Source organism: Bartonella sp. OD88NMGDW (assembly GCF_042193775.1).
GTDB classification, from domain to species: Bacteria; Pseudomonadota; Alphaproteobacteria; order Rhizobiales; family Rhizobiaceae; genus Bartonella; species Bartonella grahamii.
This window is the reverse complement of record NZ_JBHIMA010000006.1, coordinates 104,978-122,561: the sequence shown is the minus strand read 5'-3', so window position 1 is coordinate 122,561 and position 17,584 is coordinate 104,978. Positions and strand designations below refer to the sequence as shown.

Here is a 17,584-nt window from a genome sequence, read left to right as displayed (position 1 = left end):
AATACTTTTATGCATTATCGGATATATTTAATTGTTTTTAAACCTAAATAATTTGCAGTCAATCTACCAATAGAAGATTGAACACTATAGCTTGCCACAACAGCATTACGCTCCGCCATTGCAAGCGCAATCTGAGCATTAATCAATTGAGTACGAGAATTTAAAACATCCAGCGTCGTTGCTTGCCCTACGCGATTTTCTTGAACACGGCCTTTCAGAGCAATTTCAGCAGCACGAACACTTTCACGGTAAGCAAGAACAGATGAGCGTGCGCCCTCCAACTGAAACCAAGCAGAAGTAAGTACTTGCCTAGTATTACTATGCGCCAAATCGAGTTGAAGCTGCGCCTGTCCAAGCTGTTCCCTTGATTGACGAATTTGCGCAGACGTACGCCCTCCTTCAAAGATTGGGACACTTACTGACAATCCTATTGATTTAGAAACTCCATCCTCTCCAGCACCGCTGTAGATTCGATTATAAGATGCTGTTGCAGAAAAATCAACTTTAGGGAGCAATGCTCCTTCTTTCGCCTTTACATTGTAAACACTTGCATCGACTAAATATTTAGCATAAAGGATTGCTGGATGCATCACAACGCTCATTTGGTAAGCCATATCAAGGTTGACGGGAAAATCTTTGGCTACGGGTGGGCGTTTTAACTTTTCAGGATCAGAACCAATAACTTGTCGATACACTGCCTCTGCTGCTTTTACATCAGCACGAGCAAGACTCAGCTCTGAAACAGCCACAGAACGTGCAGCTTGAGCTTGAGCAAGATCAACATGCCCTCCTTCACCCACATCAAATTTTGCTTTATTGGAACGAACTTGTTCTTCAAGAGCTGCCAAATTTTCTCTCCGAAGATCGGCAACACGACGTGCGTGATAGACATTAGCATAAGCGGTCACTGTCTCCAGAAACGTATTTTGTTCAACATTACGAAGATATTCACGCTGAGCCTGCAACTTAATTTGAGCTGAAGAAAAGATATTTTGCGTGATAAAACCATCAAATAATCTTTGATTTAATCTCACGCCTATAGATCCAGAAGTGACATAAGGACCTGTAAAAGACTTATTCCGACCATAGTTCCCAACCCCCTCAACTTGTGGCAATAACCCTGATCGCGCAATGACAACATCATCACTGGATATACGGACAGCTGCACGTTCACTATTCAACTTAGCATTATGCTTATAAGCCTTAGAAAAGGCATCCATCAATGTTTCAGCACAAACAGTATCTGATAGTAAAATACTCAACCCCAGTAATAAAGACACCTGAAACTTTTTGTTTACTCTAAACACAATACACACAATAACAAACCCCAAATAAATTACGAAATTATCTTTTATTCACAAAACAAACAAGCACTAAAACACAAAACCAGGTGTTTTTAAAAAGCAAGGAAGAGGCTTTACAGCGAGGTTAAAAGCACGACGTGCCGAAATGATCCCATCTTCTTTTATATAGATTTGTGCAACAGCAGCATTTCCGTACCCTTCAACCACAACAAGACGTCCACAGTCTTTCATTTGATCAAAGATACCTTGTGGAATAAAATCAACAGATCCCTCAATGAAAATCACATCATAAGGTCCCTCAACGGCATATCCTTGCTCTAATGGACCATGAACGACAACCACATTATCACATTGATTACGTTCTAAAGCTTCAAGAGCACGTTCAAAAAGAGATTTATTACTTTCCAACGCAATCACAGACCCTGCAAGTTTTGCAAGCAACGCTGCACAATAACCACTATTTGCACCAATATCTAAAACAACATCTGATGATTTTACAGCGGCAAGCTGTAGTAATTTCGCTAGAGATGCAGGTTTCATCAAATAGCGTGCAGGAACCCCATCTTGTACTGGACATAGAACAATGTCGGTATCAAGATAACTTAATACTTTCATATCTTCCGATACAAAATCTTCACGAGATACCGTTAAAAACGCTTCAAGAACTGATAAATCCGTTACATCAACTGTACGAATTTGATTGTCAACCATTTTGCGACGAAGCTCAGCAAAATCTGCAACCATAACGAATATTTTCTCCTAACCTACAAAAAACAAACAAAACAGCGACAAAGATGGACGAAGATCTCTTAAACTATGAGCGTTACGAAAAAGGGTGCTCCAGTCAACAATTAGATTTTAACTGTATGATCTCTCATAAAAAAATGTCTTCACAACTATAGAGGGAAATAATCTATTTTCCTATACCTCATCTCCCCTAAAAGCCGTTTCGTTTAAAATCGGCTGGAGGCCTCGCCCGGAATCGAACCGGGATACAAGGATTTGCAGTCCTCTGCGTAACCATTCCGCCACGAGGCCTCGTCAACAAACATAAAGGTTTCAATAAGGGAAGGCAACGCATCCGTCAAGGTGTAGAAATCTTCTCTCGCCTTTTTTCCTCTTATTACACAATTTATCATATTTTTTTAAAAAAAGTAATTTTATCCTTTGCAAATCAGTATTGCTTTGCTATAGCCTTTTCAACTAAATGATTGGGCACCATTCCCCGGTAGCTCAGCGGTAGAGCAACCGGCTGTTAACCGGTTGGTCGCTGGTTCGAATCCGGCCCGGGGAGCCACATTCTTTTCTATCACAAATAACTTATTGATTTTCCGTATGTTTTTTACAGTGAGGGATTCGTTAATAAAAGCTATGGAATAAGGTTTTTACAATAAAGTAGAAACGCAATATCCTACGGGATGTATTTTTTTCAATGAACGCAAAAAACCATTGATTCATTTTAAAATAGCACAAATAAGATTACTTTTTTCAAACTACCGCGCCTTTATCAGAGAGCGCTGCAATTATTTGCACATTATAAAATATGGCTTCTTTCACGAGAAGGAATTATTAAGCGCCATCAGCAATGAAAAAAATCTCATATAATTTTTTGTCCAAGGAAAAATGATTTGTACTCCATAAAGCAATTAAACTTAAAAACCTGCTCATGAAGCAATCATTTTGAAAAATGGAAGAAACAAGAATCAGGGAATATATTATCTCCATATATCCCACATAACCTCCTCCCCATCCTAAAAGCAAAAAACATCAAACAAGTCTGTAAACATTCCGGCGTCTTATCTAACAGGTTGTTCCTCCTGCTAACCACTTCAACGCTTTACAAACAACCTTGCCCTGGATATTTCATCCCACTGTCATAAAACATTTAATACATAAAGTCTTATCGGCTTTAAATTGTTAAGAATCCTGAGAAAGCCTTCAGAAATCATGACATTCTTGCTATTGTATTATGCAGTCACACGCTTTTCTAAAGAGATATCTCTTAAATTTCCCCCAAGCCCATTTCACAATAACTCCCGCAAATGATATAAAATGAAATCGATTAATCATCCCATCTTTATTTATAATAAAAGCCATACCATCATACTATTTTCCAACTCTCAATCTTAGCAATACCCCTCGCCTTTGAAAGAGTTTATAAGTATCATTTTATTTATTTCTCAAATGTTTATCTATACGATAATTTCACATATAACGTGCAAATGAATACTTTTGATTGATCCACATAAATAGCTTAAAAATGAAAAATTTTTACGATATAATGAATTATTTATATATAAAACAATGGCTTATTATTAGAAATCAATTTTTAAAATTAAAAGTTATCATTAAAGATAAAATACATCTTTTAAAAAATAATTTTATATAAATAAAATCTATTTTCATTCCCATTTTAAAAATGGAAATAAAGAAAATAAATAATCGCCTCTACAATAATAATTTCTTTTTAAAAGATTTTTAAATAATCCAAACACTTAGAGGTTTTCATTTTTTAGAAATGAAAACCTCTAAAAGACCTTCTTATTTTGGCAAGAGTATTTTATACCTCTTTTCAATTGAGAATAAATCAACAAAAGTAAAAAATCTCCAGTACATAATCTTTTTTCAAGACTTTATCTAGGCAGCCTTCTTAACTGATTTTCGAAAACGAAAAGGCTTTGCACGCTTTGCCACCGCTTTTGCTTTTTTATGCCTCTCATTTGGAGATGAAGAATTCTTTCGCTGCAACTGTGCGGCATCATCTTTTCGACCTAAAAACTGTTTTTGACGTTTAGATTTTTTAAAACGGCGTTCCTTATCGTTTTCTTTTTCTCTACTTTCTGGCAAAATTGGCTTTTCTGGAAACACTGCAAATTGTTCTGGAACTGACTCAACCGCCAATTTCATACGAATCAAGCGCTCTATAGCACGCAACCGTTCCCTTTCTATCTTCTCATCAAAAAGTGTAAGTGCTTCGCCAGATGCACCATTACGTCCTGTACGACCAATACGATGTACATAACTTTCAGCTTCATCTGGTAAGTCATAATTAATAACGTGGCTTATCCCTGGTATATCAATACCGCGTGCAGCAATATCTGTTGCCACAAGGATCCGCACAGATCTTTCACGAAAAGCTTTTAAAGCAGACTGGCGAGCACCTTGTGATTTATTCCCATGAATTGTTGCGACTGAATACCCTATCTTTGCCAAACTACGTGTAACAGAATCAGCCCCATGTTTAGTTCGGGTAAAAACAATAACCGAATTAAAAGCTGGATTTGTCAAAAGTTTACTTAAAACATTCTTTTTTTCATTCGTAGGAACACAATATAATTTTTGGCAAATCTCTACAGCCGTAGTACCTTGAGGAACAACTTCAATTTTAACAGGATCATTGAGTAAACATTTTGCAAGCACAGCAATTTCCCTCGGCATTGTTGCAGAAAAGAGTGCTGTCTGACGCTCTTGATGCAAAAGCTTTGCAATTTGCTTGACATCATGAATAAACCCCATGTCCAACATACGATCTGCTTCATCCAAAATCAAAAAACGAGATTGGGAAAGATCAACACACTTTTCACCAACAAGATCTCTCAAACGCCCTGGAGTCGCTATCAAAACATCCACACCTGCTTCCATACGTTTAATTTGTTTTAAACGTGATACGCCCCCAAAAATAAGACATGTTGAAAGATGAGCTCCCTTCGCCACAGTGCGAATCGTTTCATCAATCTGGACAGCAAGTTCACGCGTTGGAGCTAAAATCAAAGCGCGTGCAGTTTTAGGACAGCGTTTATCACCCAAAGCCAAAATCTGACTTAAAATAGGTAAACCAAAAGCCAAGGTTTTTCCAGAACCTGTCTGAGCAACACCTAAAATATCGTGTCCTTTCAACATTACTGGAATAGCTTGTTCTTGTATAGGTTTAGGTTTACTCATCCCAGCAATGAGTAAATTTTTAATCAAAAGAGTAGGCAAACCTAACTTTGTAAAAACATTTTCTTCTTTTATAGGCAAAATACAATCTTTCCTCAGCTGAAGAACTCAAAACAAGTAACCAACTGAACTCTCCACTCAAGAATCCGCGCAAGAGAAATCCCTGACATTTTAAATGAAGCAACGCTTTAAAAGCGGCCTGCGCAGCTCATGAGCACCTTGAAATCAAGATAAAGGCGTATAAACTTCACTTTAGAAAAAGCCAACAAACCAGCCTAAATGCCTTCACCCCCATTATCCCTGGATTATGATAAAAAAGCAAGAACTTTACGAAATACATTTATCATGAATAAAAAACAATATTTAGATCGTTTACTTTTTAATGATTGTGTCCATCGGTAAATGTACCTTGATAAAATCAGGATAAATCTCGAGAAAAACTGGATTTTGTAAAGTTTTTTGACCGCCATAAATTAAATACCATTGGGTTTTATCAAAAATCGCCAAAGTTTTATATCGAATGATGCGATCCTTCATCTCAAGAACTGTTGGAATTAAAGCATACAAAGTCCCATTATCAGTTTGTAAATACTCTATATTTTCTTTATCTAAATAATAAGCACCAGAAGGCAAATCCTCAAATTTCCTATGCAACTGTTGAAGAAAATCACTACGTAAAGCACTCTCTGTTGTATTCAATCGATGTGCCATCTCTTTATAAAGTCGCTCAGGCATATAATGAGAAATAGGCGCAAAATCCCTGTTTTTTATAGCATTATTGACATCAACAACAACTTTTGAAAGTTCAGCTTTTTGTATTATTGTGGGCTGAGATGCTAAACTCTGTTGATTAACAATCAAAAAGAAAAACAGACTCAGCAGCAAATAAAAAATAGGTTTCATCATTATGCTTCTTGTTTTAGTAAAATTTCAGTTTCTCAAATAACGAAATCAAATAATGTTTGATCATCAGTAATATCACGATAACGCCAACCTAACGCTTGAAATTTTTCCTCTAAAAGACAAAAATTACCGTATTTTTTTGTTTCAATCGCAACCAATACAGAACCAAAGTTTCTCGCTGATTTTTTAAGATATTCAAAACGTACGATATCATCATCTGGTGATAATGTGGAAAGAAAATGACGCAATGCACCAGGATGTTGCGGAAAACTAAAAATAAAATATTTTCTCAACCCTTGGAAACGTAAAGAACGCTCTTTAATTTCTGGTAAACGCTCAAAATCAAAATTACCTCCTGAAATAACGAGAAGAATTTTTTTCCCCTTTAACTCTTGAGGAGGAATACTGTTAAGCGCGTCAATCGATAAAGCACCAGCCGGTTCAAGGACCACACCTTCAACATTAAGCATTTCAACCATCGTAGAACAAACACGATTTTCAGGAACCGTAATGACAGAATCAGGGGAAAAATTCTTTAGAATTGTATAGTTTAGCGCACCAATTTCAGCCACAGCAGCACCATCTACAAAAGTGTCAATATTTTCAAGCTTGACGCGTTTTCCACTCTCCAAACAAGCAAGCAAACTTGCAGCTCTTTGCGGCTCAACAAAACGAAGCTTTGTTTTCCAACCATATCCATGTAAAAACTTGCTCACCCCACTTGCCAAACCACCACCCCCTACCGGCACAATCATTAAATCTGGCTCACTTTCTCCATTGAGTTTTTTCCATTGTAAAGCAGCTTCACAGAGCACTGTTGCCTGCCCCGTAATAATGCGAATATCATCAAAAGGTGGAGCCATTACACCACCGCTCTCCACGACAAAGGATTGCGCAGCTTCATAACATTGATCAAATGTTTCACCAATTAAACGAATATCAATGAATTCTTTACCAAAAATACGTGTTTTCTCAATTTTTTGTTGTGGCGTTGTCATAGGCATAAAAATCACGCCTTTACGTTTAAAATAACGACAAACAAAAGAAACCCCTTGCGCGTGATTCCCCGCTGAAGCACAAACAAATGCAGAATCTGGTGGTAGACTGCTAAGCATTTCTGAAACAAAATTGAAAGCACCCCGAATCTTATAAGACCGCACCGGTGTTAAATCTTCACGCTTTAAATAAATTTCTGCATCATACTTTTGACTAAGAAAATCATTTCTTTGAAGTGGTGTTTCAGCAAACACGTGATGCAATCCCACCATAGCTTTTGTGACGTCTTGAATAAATTGACTCATAACACTAATCATTTCATGCTTTATTTACATTATAAAAGCTTTTTCTAGCGATAAAGAAAACTATTGTCAGTCAAAATTTCACTAAAAAAATGAAAAATGTTTCTTTTGTCATTAATTCTTGATTCAATAAAAGATATAGCTTATGAGAGAACTCTCATCGCGGACGTGATGAAAACGGTAAACATAGCAGACTTAAAATCTGCCGGTCGAAGACCTTGCGGGTTCAAGTCCCGCCGTCCGCACCAGAATACTTTAATTTCCCTTATTTCCCAATGATTTATTAAAAATCAATAAAAATCAAACCACCCTCTCAACCACCTTTCGCAACGCCATTATAACGCTATCAGACGGCACCACGATGATGCTAAAATACGAATCATTGCTGCTTTTTGAAGTACCTTTTTAGCACTTTGAACTCCTCCTCATCTTTTAGGGTGGAGAGGCAGTCAATCTTGATTTTCTCATCCTTAAGGATGAGAAAATGAGTCATGTTTTTAACGTTAAGCAGCTTTCACAACAGGGCTCGATAAAATTCGCTTAGCTTCTGTTGTAACTGATTTGTAATGCTTAAACTCTTCTTCAAGGTCATTTGCATCTAACAAACGCCTCATCAATAATCCTAAGATTTCTCCAACACCAGCAGCATCATTCACGCTCTTAACAGGAGTAAGATAATACGAAGAAAAGTAAGTGAGGTATAGAATGGAGATAGATGAAAAAGACAAAATAATAGATAAAGAAGCTGAAATAGTACATGCACAAAAAGATATAAATTAAAAACAAGAAGAATCAATTCGAAGATTAACTGCTTCCAAGCTTATTTTTCCTTGAATGGCAGTAAAAAATTTGGCCAAAAAGTAGTTTTAAGTATTTTCTCACAAACATTTTTCAAGACAGGCAATCACAACACGCTCTGTCATAGCTCACATATAAATTACGCAACAGCCTTAATGGGGGGAACATGATCATCAATACACAAACCATTCTCTGCCTTGATCTAGATACCAAGACAGGCTGGACAATTTCTCGTGTAGACAGCAATATAACGAGTGGCACTGTCAATTTTGAATCCTATCGTTTTGAAAGCAATGCCTCAAAAGGAGAAATGATTAACGCGGCATGTGCAAAAGGACATGCGCTACAAGATCACTTAGAAAACAATCTTTGGGCGAAAGCCAATCTTGTACGCAAGGCTGTTTTGAACACCCGTGAAAAAAATCTGAAAGAAAAGGCAATGAGAGAGAATTCAAGACCACTCACGTTGGTTGAAAAGCAAAAGCTTGAAGGGATTTTAATGATCTTGGAGGAACAATGAAAAACATTGCAGGTTAGCAAACTAGTAAAAATGCTGATCGTTTTGTGATTAGATGTGCGTTTAAATCGACATAAAAGCACCGTACAAAGCGATTCAAGATTTTATGATAAAAAATTTATAATATAAAACGCTCTGTACGGTCAAATTTGAGGCAAATAGACAAATTTGTAAAATTAGAATTAAAGCATATCCATTTTAAAACATCTGTTCTTAAAAAACCGTAAACAGCCCATGCGAAAGAGGTTTGTTGCAACGGCGGTGGGATATGCACCATGGAGGAAACGGAGCAGAGGAGTATTTTTACAACCTCTACGAATATGAAGACGGTACAAGAGAGTGTGAAAAATTTGATACTGATCAGTATTACAAAGCACCTAAGTAATGCGGATTTAGTACCAAAGCGCAAGTAAAAGCATGAGCTTATGGTGGTCTATTCCGAAAAGCGTTCTCAATTACAAACCTCTTATAGACGAGATCAACAGAGAAATCAAAAATTATCGAAAACCGCAGGAAATTAATATGTTTACAGATAAGCAGCTAAGAGCCTTGTTTGGCGTTATAACTTTTATATTTTTTATGTTTTTCAGGAATAAAAATTGACTTTATTCAGAATATTTTGACATTTGCGTTTGTTTCTTTGGTAATAGTCACAACGGTTTTTGCAATTTTATGCAATTCTAATATTCCTTCTGAATTACAGAGCAACCCAAAATACAAATGCGGCAATACAACAGGTTGGAAGACATTAACACGTGATTTACAACAGTACATGCACAGACTCTTAAAGCTAATAAGTTTAGCGCTTGTCGTTTTAATTTTCCCAAGTAGTTATAAAGAAATGGTTTCTTTACCTGTCATTTCTAAGTACGTGGAGTACAAGTTTTATTTTCATTGGATACTGTACTTTTTTAATACTCAGATATTGCTGTTTGGTATTCTCTTTTAGTCTGTGTATTATTTCTTATGTTACGTACACGCAGTTTAATAAATATATCTATTTACACACTACAGTGCTCCATTAAAAAGCCATAGTAAAATTCCGATTTTATAAAACTGTTCAGATTAAATGGCGTTGTCTCTTCTCAACGTTCATAGATAAAATCAACAAGGAGATAAAAAACTATCGGGGGCTGCTTAGCTTCAGAGACTAATTTTCTAGGTGAAGAGAAAGTTCAAGCTGCATCTTTGATTGTAATAATGACTTGCTTGCCAAGAAGACTCAGTGCTTTCTCTAGTGTTTGAAGCTTAGTTGGATAATTTAGATCAAGAATGCGTCTTTACCCAAACAATTGCCAATTCTGTTTTTGTGATATTCGCTTCATTAAAGGCTTCTACTACTGCAAGTTTAAGAGCATTCCACGCATCTACCCTAACCTCTACAAGGTCTTTATACTGTTGTGGCATTGGTAAAGGCAGACCACGCATAGGACAAGCTCCGTAATGCTAACCCTAAAGATTCAACAGCATTCTCTAATGCCTCAGTTCTATTTTCTCCAGCTGTTATTGCTTCTGGTACACCTGGAAAGGTTACAATAAAACTACCATCTGAATCAGATTCCAGTTTTGCTTGATAAGTATATTCCATGTTTATGTCTCCTCGTCATAATCAAAATACTTTTGAAACAAAAAATTTAAGCCTTTGAGAAAACAGCTCATACCCCCAACTACTTTTTTATTATTTTCACATAAAGTGGAGTCAAGTCATCAGATTTTATAACGGTTGTCTTGTCTCCAAAAGTTACCAAATAATGTGACCCTTTGCCTGCATCAGGAGCTTTACTGTAATGAATGCCTCTTTTTCTGGCTTCTTTACGTAATTCCCTAAGCAGCACTTCTCGTTTCATTTAGCCTCACCATTTCTTCATAAAATGAAGATCGAACAAAAAAGTTTAATACAGACTCTTAATGAAAGGATATTTACTGAAAAGTTAAAAGCAGAAACAAGAAAGCCGTACCATTTATGTGACATGGTCTTTTGATGCATGATTTGTCAAATAATATTGTAATGTAATACTTTAAAAATATTATTAATAAACTTAAACGATTGAAAAAGTACGAATTATGTTAAGATTTTTACATATTAAATTGCTAATTTAATGGGGCTACAAATATGCTAAATAAAGTGATGTTAATTGACTATTTAGCTGCTAATACCAAAAGCAAAACAATGAATTCTAGAGCCGAGGTAGTCAATTTTCGTATGGCAACTTCTAAGACCTATATAGATAAAAGACCAATCAAAAAGTAGAGAAAACAGAATGGCATTCAGTTGTGATTTTTAATCCATATTTGGCAAAAATTGCACTTCAATATCTAAACAAAGGTTCAAAGATTTACGTAGAAGGCAAATTACAGACACGCAAATGGTAAGATAAAAATGGGCATGACCGTTACTCAACAGAGATTATCTTACCACAATTTAAAGGCGAATTATATTTACTTAATGCAAAGAAAGATTTATCGACATCCCCTACCCCTTCACCCATTACTTCTCAAAATTATGCTATCGTTTCAAAAGCCCGACGCATGAGATTTGGGTCATCACTCAAGTCAACCTTCAGATCTATTTTAGCAAAGGCTTGATGACAGCCTATGATCTTGATTTTATCATCAAGAATAAGTTTATAATTCTCATCTGTTATCAGATGTTGAATGGATTAACTGACTTCCTCTTCATCAACACCCCAAATAATAATCTTATAAGGAGCTAAAAGTTCATTCTTAACGGCTTTGGAGAATGTATAGGTAATAAAGCTCTTTTCCATAGAGCTCTTCTTCGTCCATAGATGCCACAACGGCATTGATCTCATTGGCTTGCTTTTTCTCAAAGCTTTTGAGCATCAGTTGGTAGCTGGTAGAGCGAGATCTGAGACATCGAGCTCGACAGCATCATCTTGTGTTTTACGACGCTTGCCAACTTATGTATCAGAACATACCGCAAAGAAACACAAGGGGGCTTGTGCAGGTGCGATCGCCCTCTCATTCATATTCCTGAAGCCTAAAAGTACTGAGTTTGAATCAGCTTTTTTCGCTTTTAGTGCTCATCGAACTTGGACATAGCAAAATCTCCCAGAATTCTGAGACACCCACAGAGTGGGCTCATTTTATGATCGAACTTTAGGGTTTTCAGACCCTACTGATCGCTGCGTAGACGACCAAAAACACCTTTAAAGTATTGAAGGAATTTCACGCGATTAGCAACCAAAATGAAAGCAGTGTTTCTTATCTCTTAAAGACTGTAAGATTGGGCACTCTTCAAAAGAGAGATAATGCCAAGAACTGTCATCGTGGTTAGTTATCAACCCACACAATACCTCTTGTTCAGAAAACGCACAACACGAGATAAGAAAAAATGTTGTTTGCAAAGTTCTCTCTTACCTATACAAAAAGAAAATAAAAAATTTGGAGGGCTCCTATGATAAATGACATTTACTGTGTTGGACGCAATTATGTTGAACATGTTCATGAACTAGGCAATGTTGTTGAAGATGAACCCGTTATCTTTAGCAAGCCAAACAGTTCACTCGTTTTAGACAATGAAATTTATCTCCCTGATTTTTCAAAAGAAATACATTTTGAAACTGAAATTGTGCTCAAAATCTCAAAGGATGCTTTCATGGTCACGGAGGCAGAAGCAGAAGAATGCTATGATGCCATAGCAATAGGTCTTGATCTCACAGCGCGGGATTTGCAAACAAAACTGAAAGAAAAAAAGCTGCCTTGGCTTTTATCTAAAGGATTTAAAAGCGCCGCATACGTCTCTGACTTCATAAACAAGGAAAAAATAAACAACCCAATAACCTTTGCAATGAAGCTGAATGGCGAAACAAGACAAGTTGGCAATACGCAAAATATGATCTTTAGCTTTGAGAAGATAATATCATTTTTGAGTCACTACATTCAGCTAAGACGTGGTGATCTCATATACACAGGTACTCCACAGGGTGTAGGAAAACTTTCTCAGTTTGACAGAATAGAATTATATCTCAAAGATCAATTAATTTCAGAGCTAAAGGTAAAATGAATCATCAAATACTGACCTTTTTCATTGTTTCATTTTTTTTAGTCATCTCACTTAATTTTAGTCATCTTACTGGGGCCGAATATGGCCCTTATCATCACTAAGACAACGAGATTAGGAAGAAAGAACGCATTTGTAAACGTTTTAGGATTGTGTACAGCAACATATGTGCATGAGACATTTTCCATACCTAAGTGTATCAGCGCTCATTCTCAACAACAAAACACTATTTTTTTAGTAAAATTCATGGGTGGCAGCACTTTATTATACATGGGCTTTAAATCGATTAAATCTGGAAAACACAGCTTAAATTCAAAACAATATCAACGAATGAAAAGAGTGCTATTGGTAAAACAAAACTTTTCACCAGCTATATGGACGGTTTTTTGACACAAATACTAAATCCCAAAGTATCAATATTTTATATAACGGACTTCCCGAAATTTTTGTCTTCTGGCGGTGGAATTAAAAAAGGCTTTGAACTTGTCACAATACATTCTTTCAACATCTTTGCATGGTTTACTTTAACGACCATTTTTATATCATTTGCCAGCTCCGCTTTAAAAAGCGGCGGATAAAAGGCGCGATTAATATAGCGACAGGAACAATTTTATCTTTTGATAACAAATTGCAAAGCTAATAGAGCAATCTTTTCCTGATTCTGTCTCTCACGATGAATAGCTCAACCTCTAACAGAGCTTATACAATCCCCAGTTTTTTTCTTTGTATAACTGAATTCGCTGCATTTCTTTATCATAGTCTCAAGGATTTTTGTGTAAACGATGTGAATTTCTCGCAACCTTTTATAAAATGTTATCACTATCTAAACAAAATCCTTATTCATCACTTTAGAAAAAATAAGCTATGATATTCCTCTTTTCGTTTATGAAACAAAAAAGTGATTTTAAAAATCATTTTAAATTTCTATCATTAAGAACTGTTTCTTAAACTAAGATGAGAACCTTTGAGCGCTATTTGAGCCAAAATTAAAACTCTCACCATTATGAATAATAACAATTAAAAACTCCCTATTCAAATATCTGTTACGTTATTTAAGAGGAAAACATCCTCTTTTTTCAAAACCATATTCTTGTCTTTATCCACACAAAATTATAAAAAACGTTTTTTTCCTTTACACCTCATTTATATCATGCTTCGATACAGAATGATGCATTTTTTAGTGTAATTTAACCTCAAAATAATTAAAGGGAACCCCCAAAAAATGAACTGTAAACAAAATTTAAAAGATGGTCCTAAGATAAAACTACAACGTGGCTTGGATAACCGTCACGTACAACTTATAGCCCTCGGTGGAGCTATTGGAACAGGTCTCTTCATGGGATCAGGAAAAACAATTAGTGTGGCAGGACCTTCCATCATACTCGTTTATGCGATTATTGGATGTGCCCTATACTTTGTAATGCGTGCTATGGGAGAATTATTGCTTTCTAATTCACAATACCGGTCCCTTATTGATTTTTCAACCGATATGCTAGGACCGGGAGTCGCTTTCTTTGTGGGCTGGAACTATTGGTTAAGCTGGGTTGTAACTGGAGCTGCAGATATTATTGCTATCATTAACTATATGCATTTCTGGTGGCCAACACTTAATCCATGGATTGTTGTTTTTGCTTGCATTGGTTTCTTTTTAATCCTTAACCTCCTTGCCGTAAAATTTTTCGGTGAACTTGAATTCTGGTTTGGTCTTATCAAAGTCGTAGCAATTTTGGCATTAGTTATTGTTGGATTCTATATGATCGCTACAGGCTTTACCTCTCCAAATGGTACTGTTGCCTCTCTTAACCATGTATGGAACGATGGAAATATCTTCCCGCGAGGAATTACAGGTTTTTTTGCTGGATTTCAAATTGCCATTTTTTCTTTTGTTGGTATAGAAATTGCTGGAACAACGGCAGCTGAAGTTAAAGAGCCTAAAAAAGTTCTCCCTAAAGCAATTAATGCAATACCAGTGCGTATTGTACTCTTTTACATCCTTTCTCTAGCTGTGATTATGTCCGTTACACCTTGGAATCAAATCGTTCCAGAAAAAAGTCCCTTTGTCTCCATGTTTTGGCTTGCAGGCATTCCAATAGCTGCTGGTTTGGTCAATTTTGTTGTTCTCACCTCCGCTGCCTCTTCAGCAAATAGTGGTATTTTTTCGACTAGCCGCATGATATACGGGCTTGCAACACAAAAAGGTGCTCCTCCAATTTTAGGGAAGCTTTCCAAATACCATGTTCCAGCCAATGCTCTGTTCTTTTCCTGCCTATGTATTTTAGTAGGATACACAATTGCATCATCATCTCCAAGCATCATAAGTGCTTTTACAATTGTGACGAGCATTTCAGCGATTGCATTTTTATTCGTATGGTCCGTCATTTTGATTAGCTATATTGTGTATCGTCGCAATCACCCTCATCTACATGCTGAATCCGTCTACAAAATGCCGGGAGGTGTTATTATGTGCGGAATCGTGTTAGTTTTTTTTGCTTTCATGCTCTATTTGTTGACATTAGAACATGATACCCTAACAGCTTTAAAATACAGTATCTTTTGGTTTATTTTCTTAGGTATAATGTATTTTATATTTATAAGAAAAAAAATCGCTCCAAAGAACAAATAAAATCTATACAAAACATCTCAAAAAAGGGTAACTAAAGTTACCCTTTTTCTACTTAACCTCCTCCTCACACATCAAAAGACGAGAGTTCCTCGCAAGTCTGGGTTTGTAAACAATCCAACTTTGTTCAGGGGGATGCTGCTAACCACTTTATATGGTTCACCTACATAAGGCTCTACGGGCTAACCCCGCCCTAAATACCCCCCTACATTCTAAAAATACTTAATGTGTAAAATTTTATATGCTTTATATCACTACCCTAAACAACAGTATTTTACTGCATTATAGGATAAGAAACGCGCTATTCTGTAAAGAATTCTCTATAAACTTCACTGACATTGTTTACTAATAAAACATGAGATTTTATCTAAAACCGCCCCCCTAAAATTTATATTCAATTTTTTATCAAAATTAAAAATACAGCTCTAAACAGGATATATCTTAGTAGCTATCTACAATAAAATATATTCTATGAAAATATTTTTCTATTTATAATAAATATTTATAATATATGTATAAAACATAAAAATTATAATATAATTTATATTTTAGTTATTATTTATAAAGTAATTATTCCATTAATTCATAATGTTTTTCTTTGTTCACATATAGTCATAGAAAAAAATTCCTTTACTCCTTAACCATAGTGTGTTCCGATAGAAGGGATTACCTTTTTTAGGATAATTTTTATTTAAAAATAACTTAAGGGGAACTTCCCAAAAATGAATGAACAAAATTTAGAAAAAAAACCTAAGAAAAAATTGCAACGTGGGCTAGATAATCGCCACATCCAACTTATAGCCCTGGGTGGAGCTATTGGAACAGGTCTCTTCATGGGATCAGGAAAAACAATTAGCGTCGCTGGTCCTTCAATCTTATTAGTTTATGCTATTATTGGTTGCGCTATATACTTCGTAATGCGTGCTATGGGAGAATTACTGCTTTCTAATACGCAATATCGATCTTTTATTGATTTTTCAACCGATCTTCTTGGTCCAAGTGTTGGATTTTTTATCGGCTGGACATATTGGTTGTGCTGGATTGTAACCGGAACTGCTGAAATTATTGCTATTGTTAGTTATACGCACTTTTGGTGGCCTGAACTCAATTCGTGGATTCCTGTTCTCATAGGTATCCTTTCCTTTTTAATATTTAACCTCGTAGCCGTAAAACTATTTGGCGAACTCGAATTTTGGTTTGGCCTTATCAAAATCCTAGCAATTTTAGTATTAATTATTGTAGGATTTTACATGATCTTTACTGGCTTTATCTCCCCGAACGGCACCGTTGCCTCCCTTGGCAACATATGGAACGGCGGAAATATCTTTCCTCGAGGCATTACAGGATTTTTTGCCGGATTTCAAATTGTTATTTTTGCTTTTGTTGGCATTGAACTCGCTGGAACAGCTGCAGCTGAAGTCAAAGAACCACAAGAAGTTTTGCCCAAAGCTGTCAATTCGATACCAATCCGTATTATTTTCTTTTATATTTTCTCTCTCATTGTGATTATGTCCGTCACTCCTTGGAATCAAATCATTCCAGAAAAAAGCCCTTTTGTAACGATGTATGCACTTATTGGTATTCCAACCGCTGCTGGTTTGATGAACTTTGTTGTTCTAACAGCTGCCGCATCTTCAGCCAATAGTGGTATTTTTTCTACCAGCCGCATGATATACGGTCTCGCAGCGCAAAAGGGAGCACCTAAATTTTTAGGAAAACTTTCTAGCAACCGCGTTCCAGCCAATGCATTACTCTTTTCCTGCTTATGCATCTTATTAGGTTATGCAGTTTTATCGCTATCACCAACAATCATAAGTGCTTTTACAATTGTAACCACAATCGCAGCAATTTTGTTTATATTTGTATGGTCTATAATTTTAATCAGCTATATTGTCTATCGTCGCAACCGTCCTCTCCAACATGCCGTATCTCCTTATAAAATGCCTGGAGGTATTTTTATGTGTTGGACTCTTCTAATCTTCTTTGCATTCATTATTTATTTATTGTCATTAGAAGCTGATACTGCCATAGCTTTAAAATACACTCCAGCGTGGTTCATATTTCTAGGAATTCTATACTTTCTTTTTGGAAAAAAGAATTATGCAAAAAAATAAAAAATAAAGCTTATGTCGCACAAAACATATAAAAAAGGGTAACTAAAGCTACCCTTTTTTGATATTT

The 17,584-nt window shown here is 36.0% G+C and carries 15 protein-coding genes, 3 tRNA genes and 4 pseudogenes; 10 read left to right on the top strand and 12 right to left on the bottom strand.

Annotated features, from left to right (window positions below; all coding sequences use genetic code 11):
- Positions 1–14: 14 nt before the first annotated feature.
- From ACFIJR_RS06435 to ACFIJR_RS06425, 3 genes are all read right to left on the bottom strand, one after another.
- Positions 15–1,220, bottom strand: a complete 1,206-nt coding sequence (locus tag ACFIJR_RS06435; protein WP_375626590.1) for a TolC family outer membrane protein — start codon at positions 1,218–1,220, stop codon at positions 15–17.
- A 153-nt stretch (positions 1,221–1,373) separates the two neighbouring features.
- Positions 1,374–2,048, bottom strand: coding sequence for a protein-L-isoaspartate O-methyltransferase (locus tag ACFIJR_RS06430; RefSeq protein WP_375626571.1), 675 nt, complete (start codon positions 2,046–2,048; stop codon positions 1,374–1,376).
- 220 nt (positions 2,049–2,268) lie between these two features.
- A tRNA-Cys gene (locus tag ACFIJR_RS06425) sits at positions 2,269–2,342 on the bottom strand.
- 184 nt (positions 2,343–2,526) lie between these two features.
- Here ACFIJR_RS06425 and ACFIJR_RS06420 point away from each other — a divergent pair.
- Positions 2,527–2,601: transfer RNA gene (locus ACFIJR_RS06420), tRNA-Asn, on the top strand.
- Positions 2,602–3,941: 1,340 nt separating this feature from the next.
- On the opposite strand, the gene ACFIJR_RS06415 is transcribed toward ACFIJR_RS06420, so the two are convergent.
- From ACFIJR_RS06415 to ilvA, 3 genes are all read right to left on the bottom strand, one after another.
- The gene (locus ACFIJR_RS06415) at positions 3,942–5,324 is read right to left on the bottom strand and encodes a DEAD/DEAH box helicase (RefSeq protein WP_375626569.1); all 1,383 of its coding nucleotides are present in this window, start codon (positions 5,322–5,324) and stop codon (positions 3,942–3,944) included.
- Positions 5,325–5,615: 291 nt separating this feature from the next.
- The gene (locus ACFIJR_RS06410; RefSeq protein WP_375626588.1) at positions 5,616–6,146 is read right to left on the bottom strand and encodes a hypothetical protein; all 531 of its coding nucleotides are present in this window, start codon (positions 6,144–6,146) and stop codon (positions 5,616–5,618) included.
- Between the two features lie 35 nt (positions 6,147–6,181).
- On the bottom strand, positions 6,182–7,459 hold the full coding sequence (ilvA, locus tag ACFIJR_RS06405) for a threonine ammonia-lyase IlvA (protein ID WP_375651855.1): 1,278 nt from the start codon (positions 7,457–7,459) through the stop codon (positions 6,182–6,184).
- Positions 7,460–7,606: 147 nt separating this feature from the next.
- On the opposite strand from ilvA, the gene ACFIJR_RS06400 reads away from it, so the two are divergent.
- Positions 7,607–7,692: transfer RNA gene (locus tag ACFIJR_RS06400), tRNA-Leu, on the top strand.
- A 255-nt stretch (positions 7,693–7,947) separates the two neighbouring features.
- Here the strand turns inward: ACFIJR_RS06400 and ACFIJR_RS06395 are convergent.
- Positions 7,948–8,100, bottom strand: a complete 153-nt coding sequence (locus ACFIJR_RS06395) for a hypothetical protein (RefSeq protein ID WP_375648425.1) — start codon at positions 8,098–8,100, stop codon at positions 7,948–7,950.
- Positions 8,101–8,408: 308 nt separating this feature from the next.
- On the opposite strand from ACFIJR_RS06395, the gene ACFIJR_RS06390 reads away from it, so the two are divergent.
- The gene (locus ACFIJR_RS06390; protein ID WP_375626565.1) at positions 8,409–8,762 is read left to right on the top strand and encodes a hypothetical protein; all 354 of its coding nucleotides are present in this window, start codon (positions 8,409–8,411) and stop codon (positions 8,760–8,762) included.
- A gap of 115 nt (positions 8,763–8,877) precedes the next feature.
- On the opposite strand, the gene ACFIJR_RS06385 is transcribed toward ACFIJR_RS06390, so the two are convergent.
- On the bottom strand, positions 8,878–9,036 hold the full coding sequence (locus ACFIJR_RS06385; protein WP_375653834.1) for a hypothetical protein: 159 nt from the start codon (positions 9,034–9,036) through the stop codon (positions 8,878–8,880).
- On the opposite strand from ACFIJR_RS06385, the pseudogene ACFIJR_RS06380 reads away from it, so the two are divergent.
- A pseudogene (locus tag ACFIJR_RS06380) lies at positions 8,994–9,269 on the top strand (hypothetical protein); the annotation flags it as partial. The gene ACFIJR_RS06385 and the pseudogene ACFIJR_RS06380 sit on opposite strands and share 43 nt — an antisense overlap.
- Before the next feature lie 12 nt (positions 9,270–9,281).
- Positions 9,282–9,794: pseudogene (locus ACFIJR_RS06375) on the top strand (hypothetical protein).
- Positions 9,795–10,025: 231 nt separating this feature from the next.
- Here ACFIJR_RS06375 and ACFIJR_RS06370 read toward each other — a convergent pair.
- The 3 genes from ACFIJR_RS06370 to ACFIJR_RS06360 form a co-directional block, all read right to left on the bottom strand.
- Positions 10,026–10,166, bottom strand: coding sequence for a hypothetical protein (locus ACFIJR_RS06370; protein WP_375653831.1), 141 nt, complete (start codon positions 10,164–10,166; stop codon positions 10,026–10,028).
- Positions 10,150–10,347, bottom strand: coding sequence for a type II toxin-antitoxin system HicB family antitoxin (locus tag ACFIJR_RS06365; RefSeq protein WP_375627132.1), 198 nt, complete (start codon positions 10,345–10,347; stop codon positions 10,150–10,152). The genes ACFIJR_RS06370 and ACFIJR_RS06365 overlap by 17 nt, the downstream gene beginning before the upstream one ends.
- A gap of 79 nt (positions 10,348–10,426) precedes the next feature.
- Complete coding sequence (locus ACFIJR_RS06360) at positions 10,427–10,606, bottom strand: hypothetical protein (RefSeq protein ID WP_375626563.1); 180 nt, start codon at positions 10,604–10,606, stop codon at positions 10,427–10,429.
- A 266-nt stretch (positions 10,607–10,872) separates the two neighbouring features.
- On the opposite strand from ACFIJR_RS06360, the pseudogene ssb reads away from it, so the two are divergent.
- Positions 10,873–11,345: pseudogene (ssb, locus tag ACFIJR_RS06355) on the top strand (single-stranded DNA-binding protein).
- Here the strand turns inward: ssb and ACFIJR_RS06350 are convergent.
- Positions 11,279–11,585 (bottom strand): annotated as a pseudogene (locus tag ACFIJR_RS06350) (hypothetical protein); the annotation flags it as partial. The pseudogenes ssb and ACFIJR_RS06350 overlap by 67 nt on opposite strands.
- Before the next feature lie 592 nt (positions 11,586–12,177).
- Between ACFIJR_RS06350 and ACFIJR_RS06345 the strand changes: the two are divergent.
- The 4 genes from ACFIJR_RS06345 (at position 12,178) to ACFIJR_RS06330 (ending at position 17,517) form a co-directional block, all read left to right on the top strand.
- Positions 12,178–12,786 carry a fumarylacetoacetate hydrolase family protein gene (locus ACFIJR_RS06345; protein ID WP_375627129.1) on the top strand — a complete coding sequence of 203 codons (609 nt, stop codon included), beginning with the start codon at positions 12,178–12,180 and terminating at the stop codon, positions 12,784–12,786.
- 81 nt (positions 12,787–12,867) lie between these two features.
- On the top strand, positions 12,868–13,173 hold the full coding sequence (locus ACFIJR_RS06340) for a hypothetical protein (protein ID WP_375627127.1): 306 nt from the start codon (positions 12,868–12,870) through the stop codon (positions 13,171–13,173).
- Positions 13,174–14,005: 832 nt separating this feature from the next.
- Positions 14,006–15,406 carry an amino acid permease gene (locus ACFIJR_RS06335; RefSeq protein WP_375627125.1) on the top strand — a complete coding sequence of 467 codons (1,401 nt, stop codon included), beginning with the start codon at positions 14,006–14,008 and terminating at the stop codon, positions 15,404–15,406.
- A gap of 719 nt (positions 15,407–16,125) precedes the next feature.
- Entirely contained in the window at positions 16,126–17,517 is a 1,392-nt protein-coding gene (locus tag ACFIJR_RS06330; protein ID WP_375627123.1) for an amino acid permease, read from the top strand.
- Positions 17,518–17,584: the final 67 nt, after the last annotated feature.

Excerpts from the sequence above, each read along its gene's own strand:
- ACFIJR_RS06435 (WP_375626590.1), bottom strand. The coding sequence starts at position 1,220 with ATGGATGCCTTTTCTAAGGCTTATAAGCATAATGCTAAGTTGAATAGT.
- ACFIJR_RS06430 (WP_375626571.1), bottom strand. The coding sequence starts at position 2,048 with ATGGTTGCAGATTTTGCTGAGCTTCGTCGCAAAATGGTTGACAATCAA.
- ACFIJR_RS06410 (WP_375626588.1), bottom strand. The coding sequence starts at position 6,146 with ATGAAACCTATTTTTTATTTGCTGCTGAGTCTGTTTTTCTTTTTGATT.
- ilvA (WP_375651855.1), bottom strand. The coding sequence starts at position 7,459 with ATGATTAGTGTTATGAGTCAATTTATTCAAGACGTCACAAAAGCTATG.
- ACFIJR_RS06390 (WP_375626565.1), top strand. The coding sequence starts at position 8,409 with ATGATCATCAATACACAAACCATTCTCTGCCTTGATCTAGATACCAAG.
- ACFIJR_RS06385 (WP_375653834.1), bottom strand. The coding sequence starts at position 9,036 with ATGGTGCATATCCCACCGCCGTTGCAACAAACCTCTTTCGCATGGGCT.
- ACFIJR_RS06370 (WP_375653831.1), bottom strand. The coding sequence starts at position 10,166 with ATGCCACAACAGTATAAAGACCTTGTAGAGGTTAGGGTAGATGCGTGG.
- ACFIJR_RS06365 (WP_375627132.1), bottom strand. The coding sequence starts at position 10,347 with ATGGAATATACTTATCAAGCAAAACTGGAATCTGATTCAGATGGTAGT.
- ACFIJR_RS06360 (WP_375626563.1), bottom strand. The coding sequence starts at position 10,606 with ATGAAACGAGAAGTGCTGCTTAGGGAATTACGTAAAGAAGCCAGAAAA.
- ACFIJR_RS06345 (WP_375627129.1), top strand. The coding sequence starts at position 12,178 with ATGATAAATGACATTTACTGTGTTGGACGCAATTATGTTGAACATGTT.
- ACFIJR_RS06340 (WP_375627127.1), top strand. The coding sequence starts at position 12,868 with ATGGCCCTTATCATCACTAAGACAACGAGATTAGGAAGAAAGAACGCA.
- ACFIJR_RS06335 (WP_375627125.1), top strand. The coding sequence starts at position 14,006 with ATGAACTGTAAACAAAATTTAAAAGATGGTCCTAAGATAAAACTACAA.
- ACFIJR_RS06330 (WP_375627123.1), top strand. The coding sequence starts at position 16,126 with ATGAATGAACAAAATTTAGAAAAAAAACCTAAGAAAAAATTGCAACGT.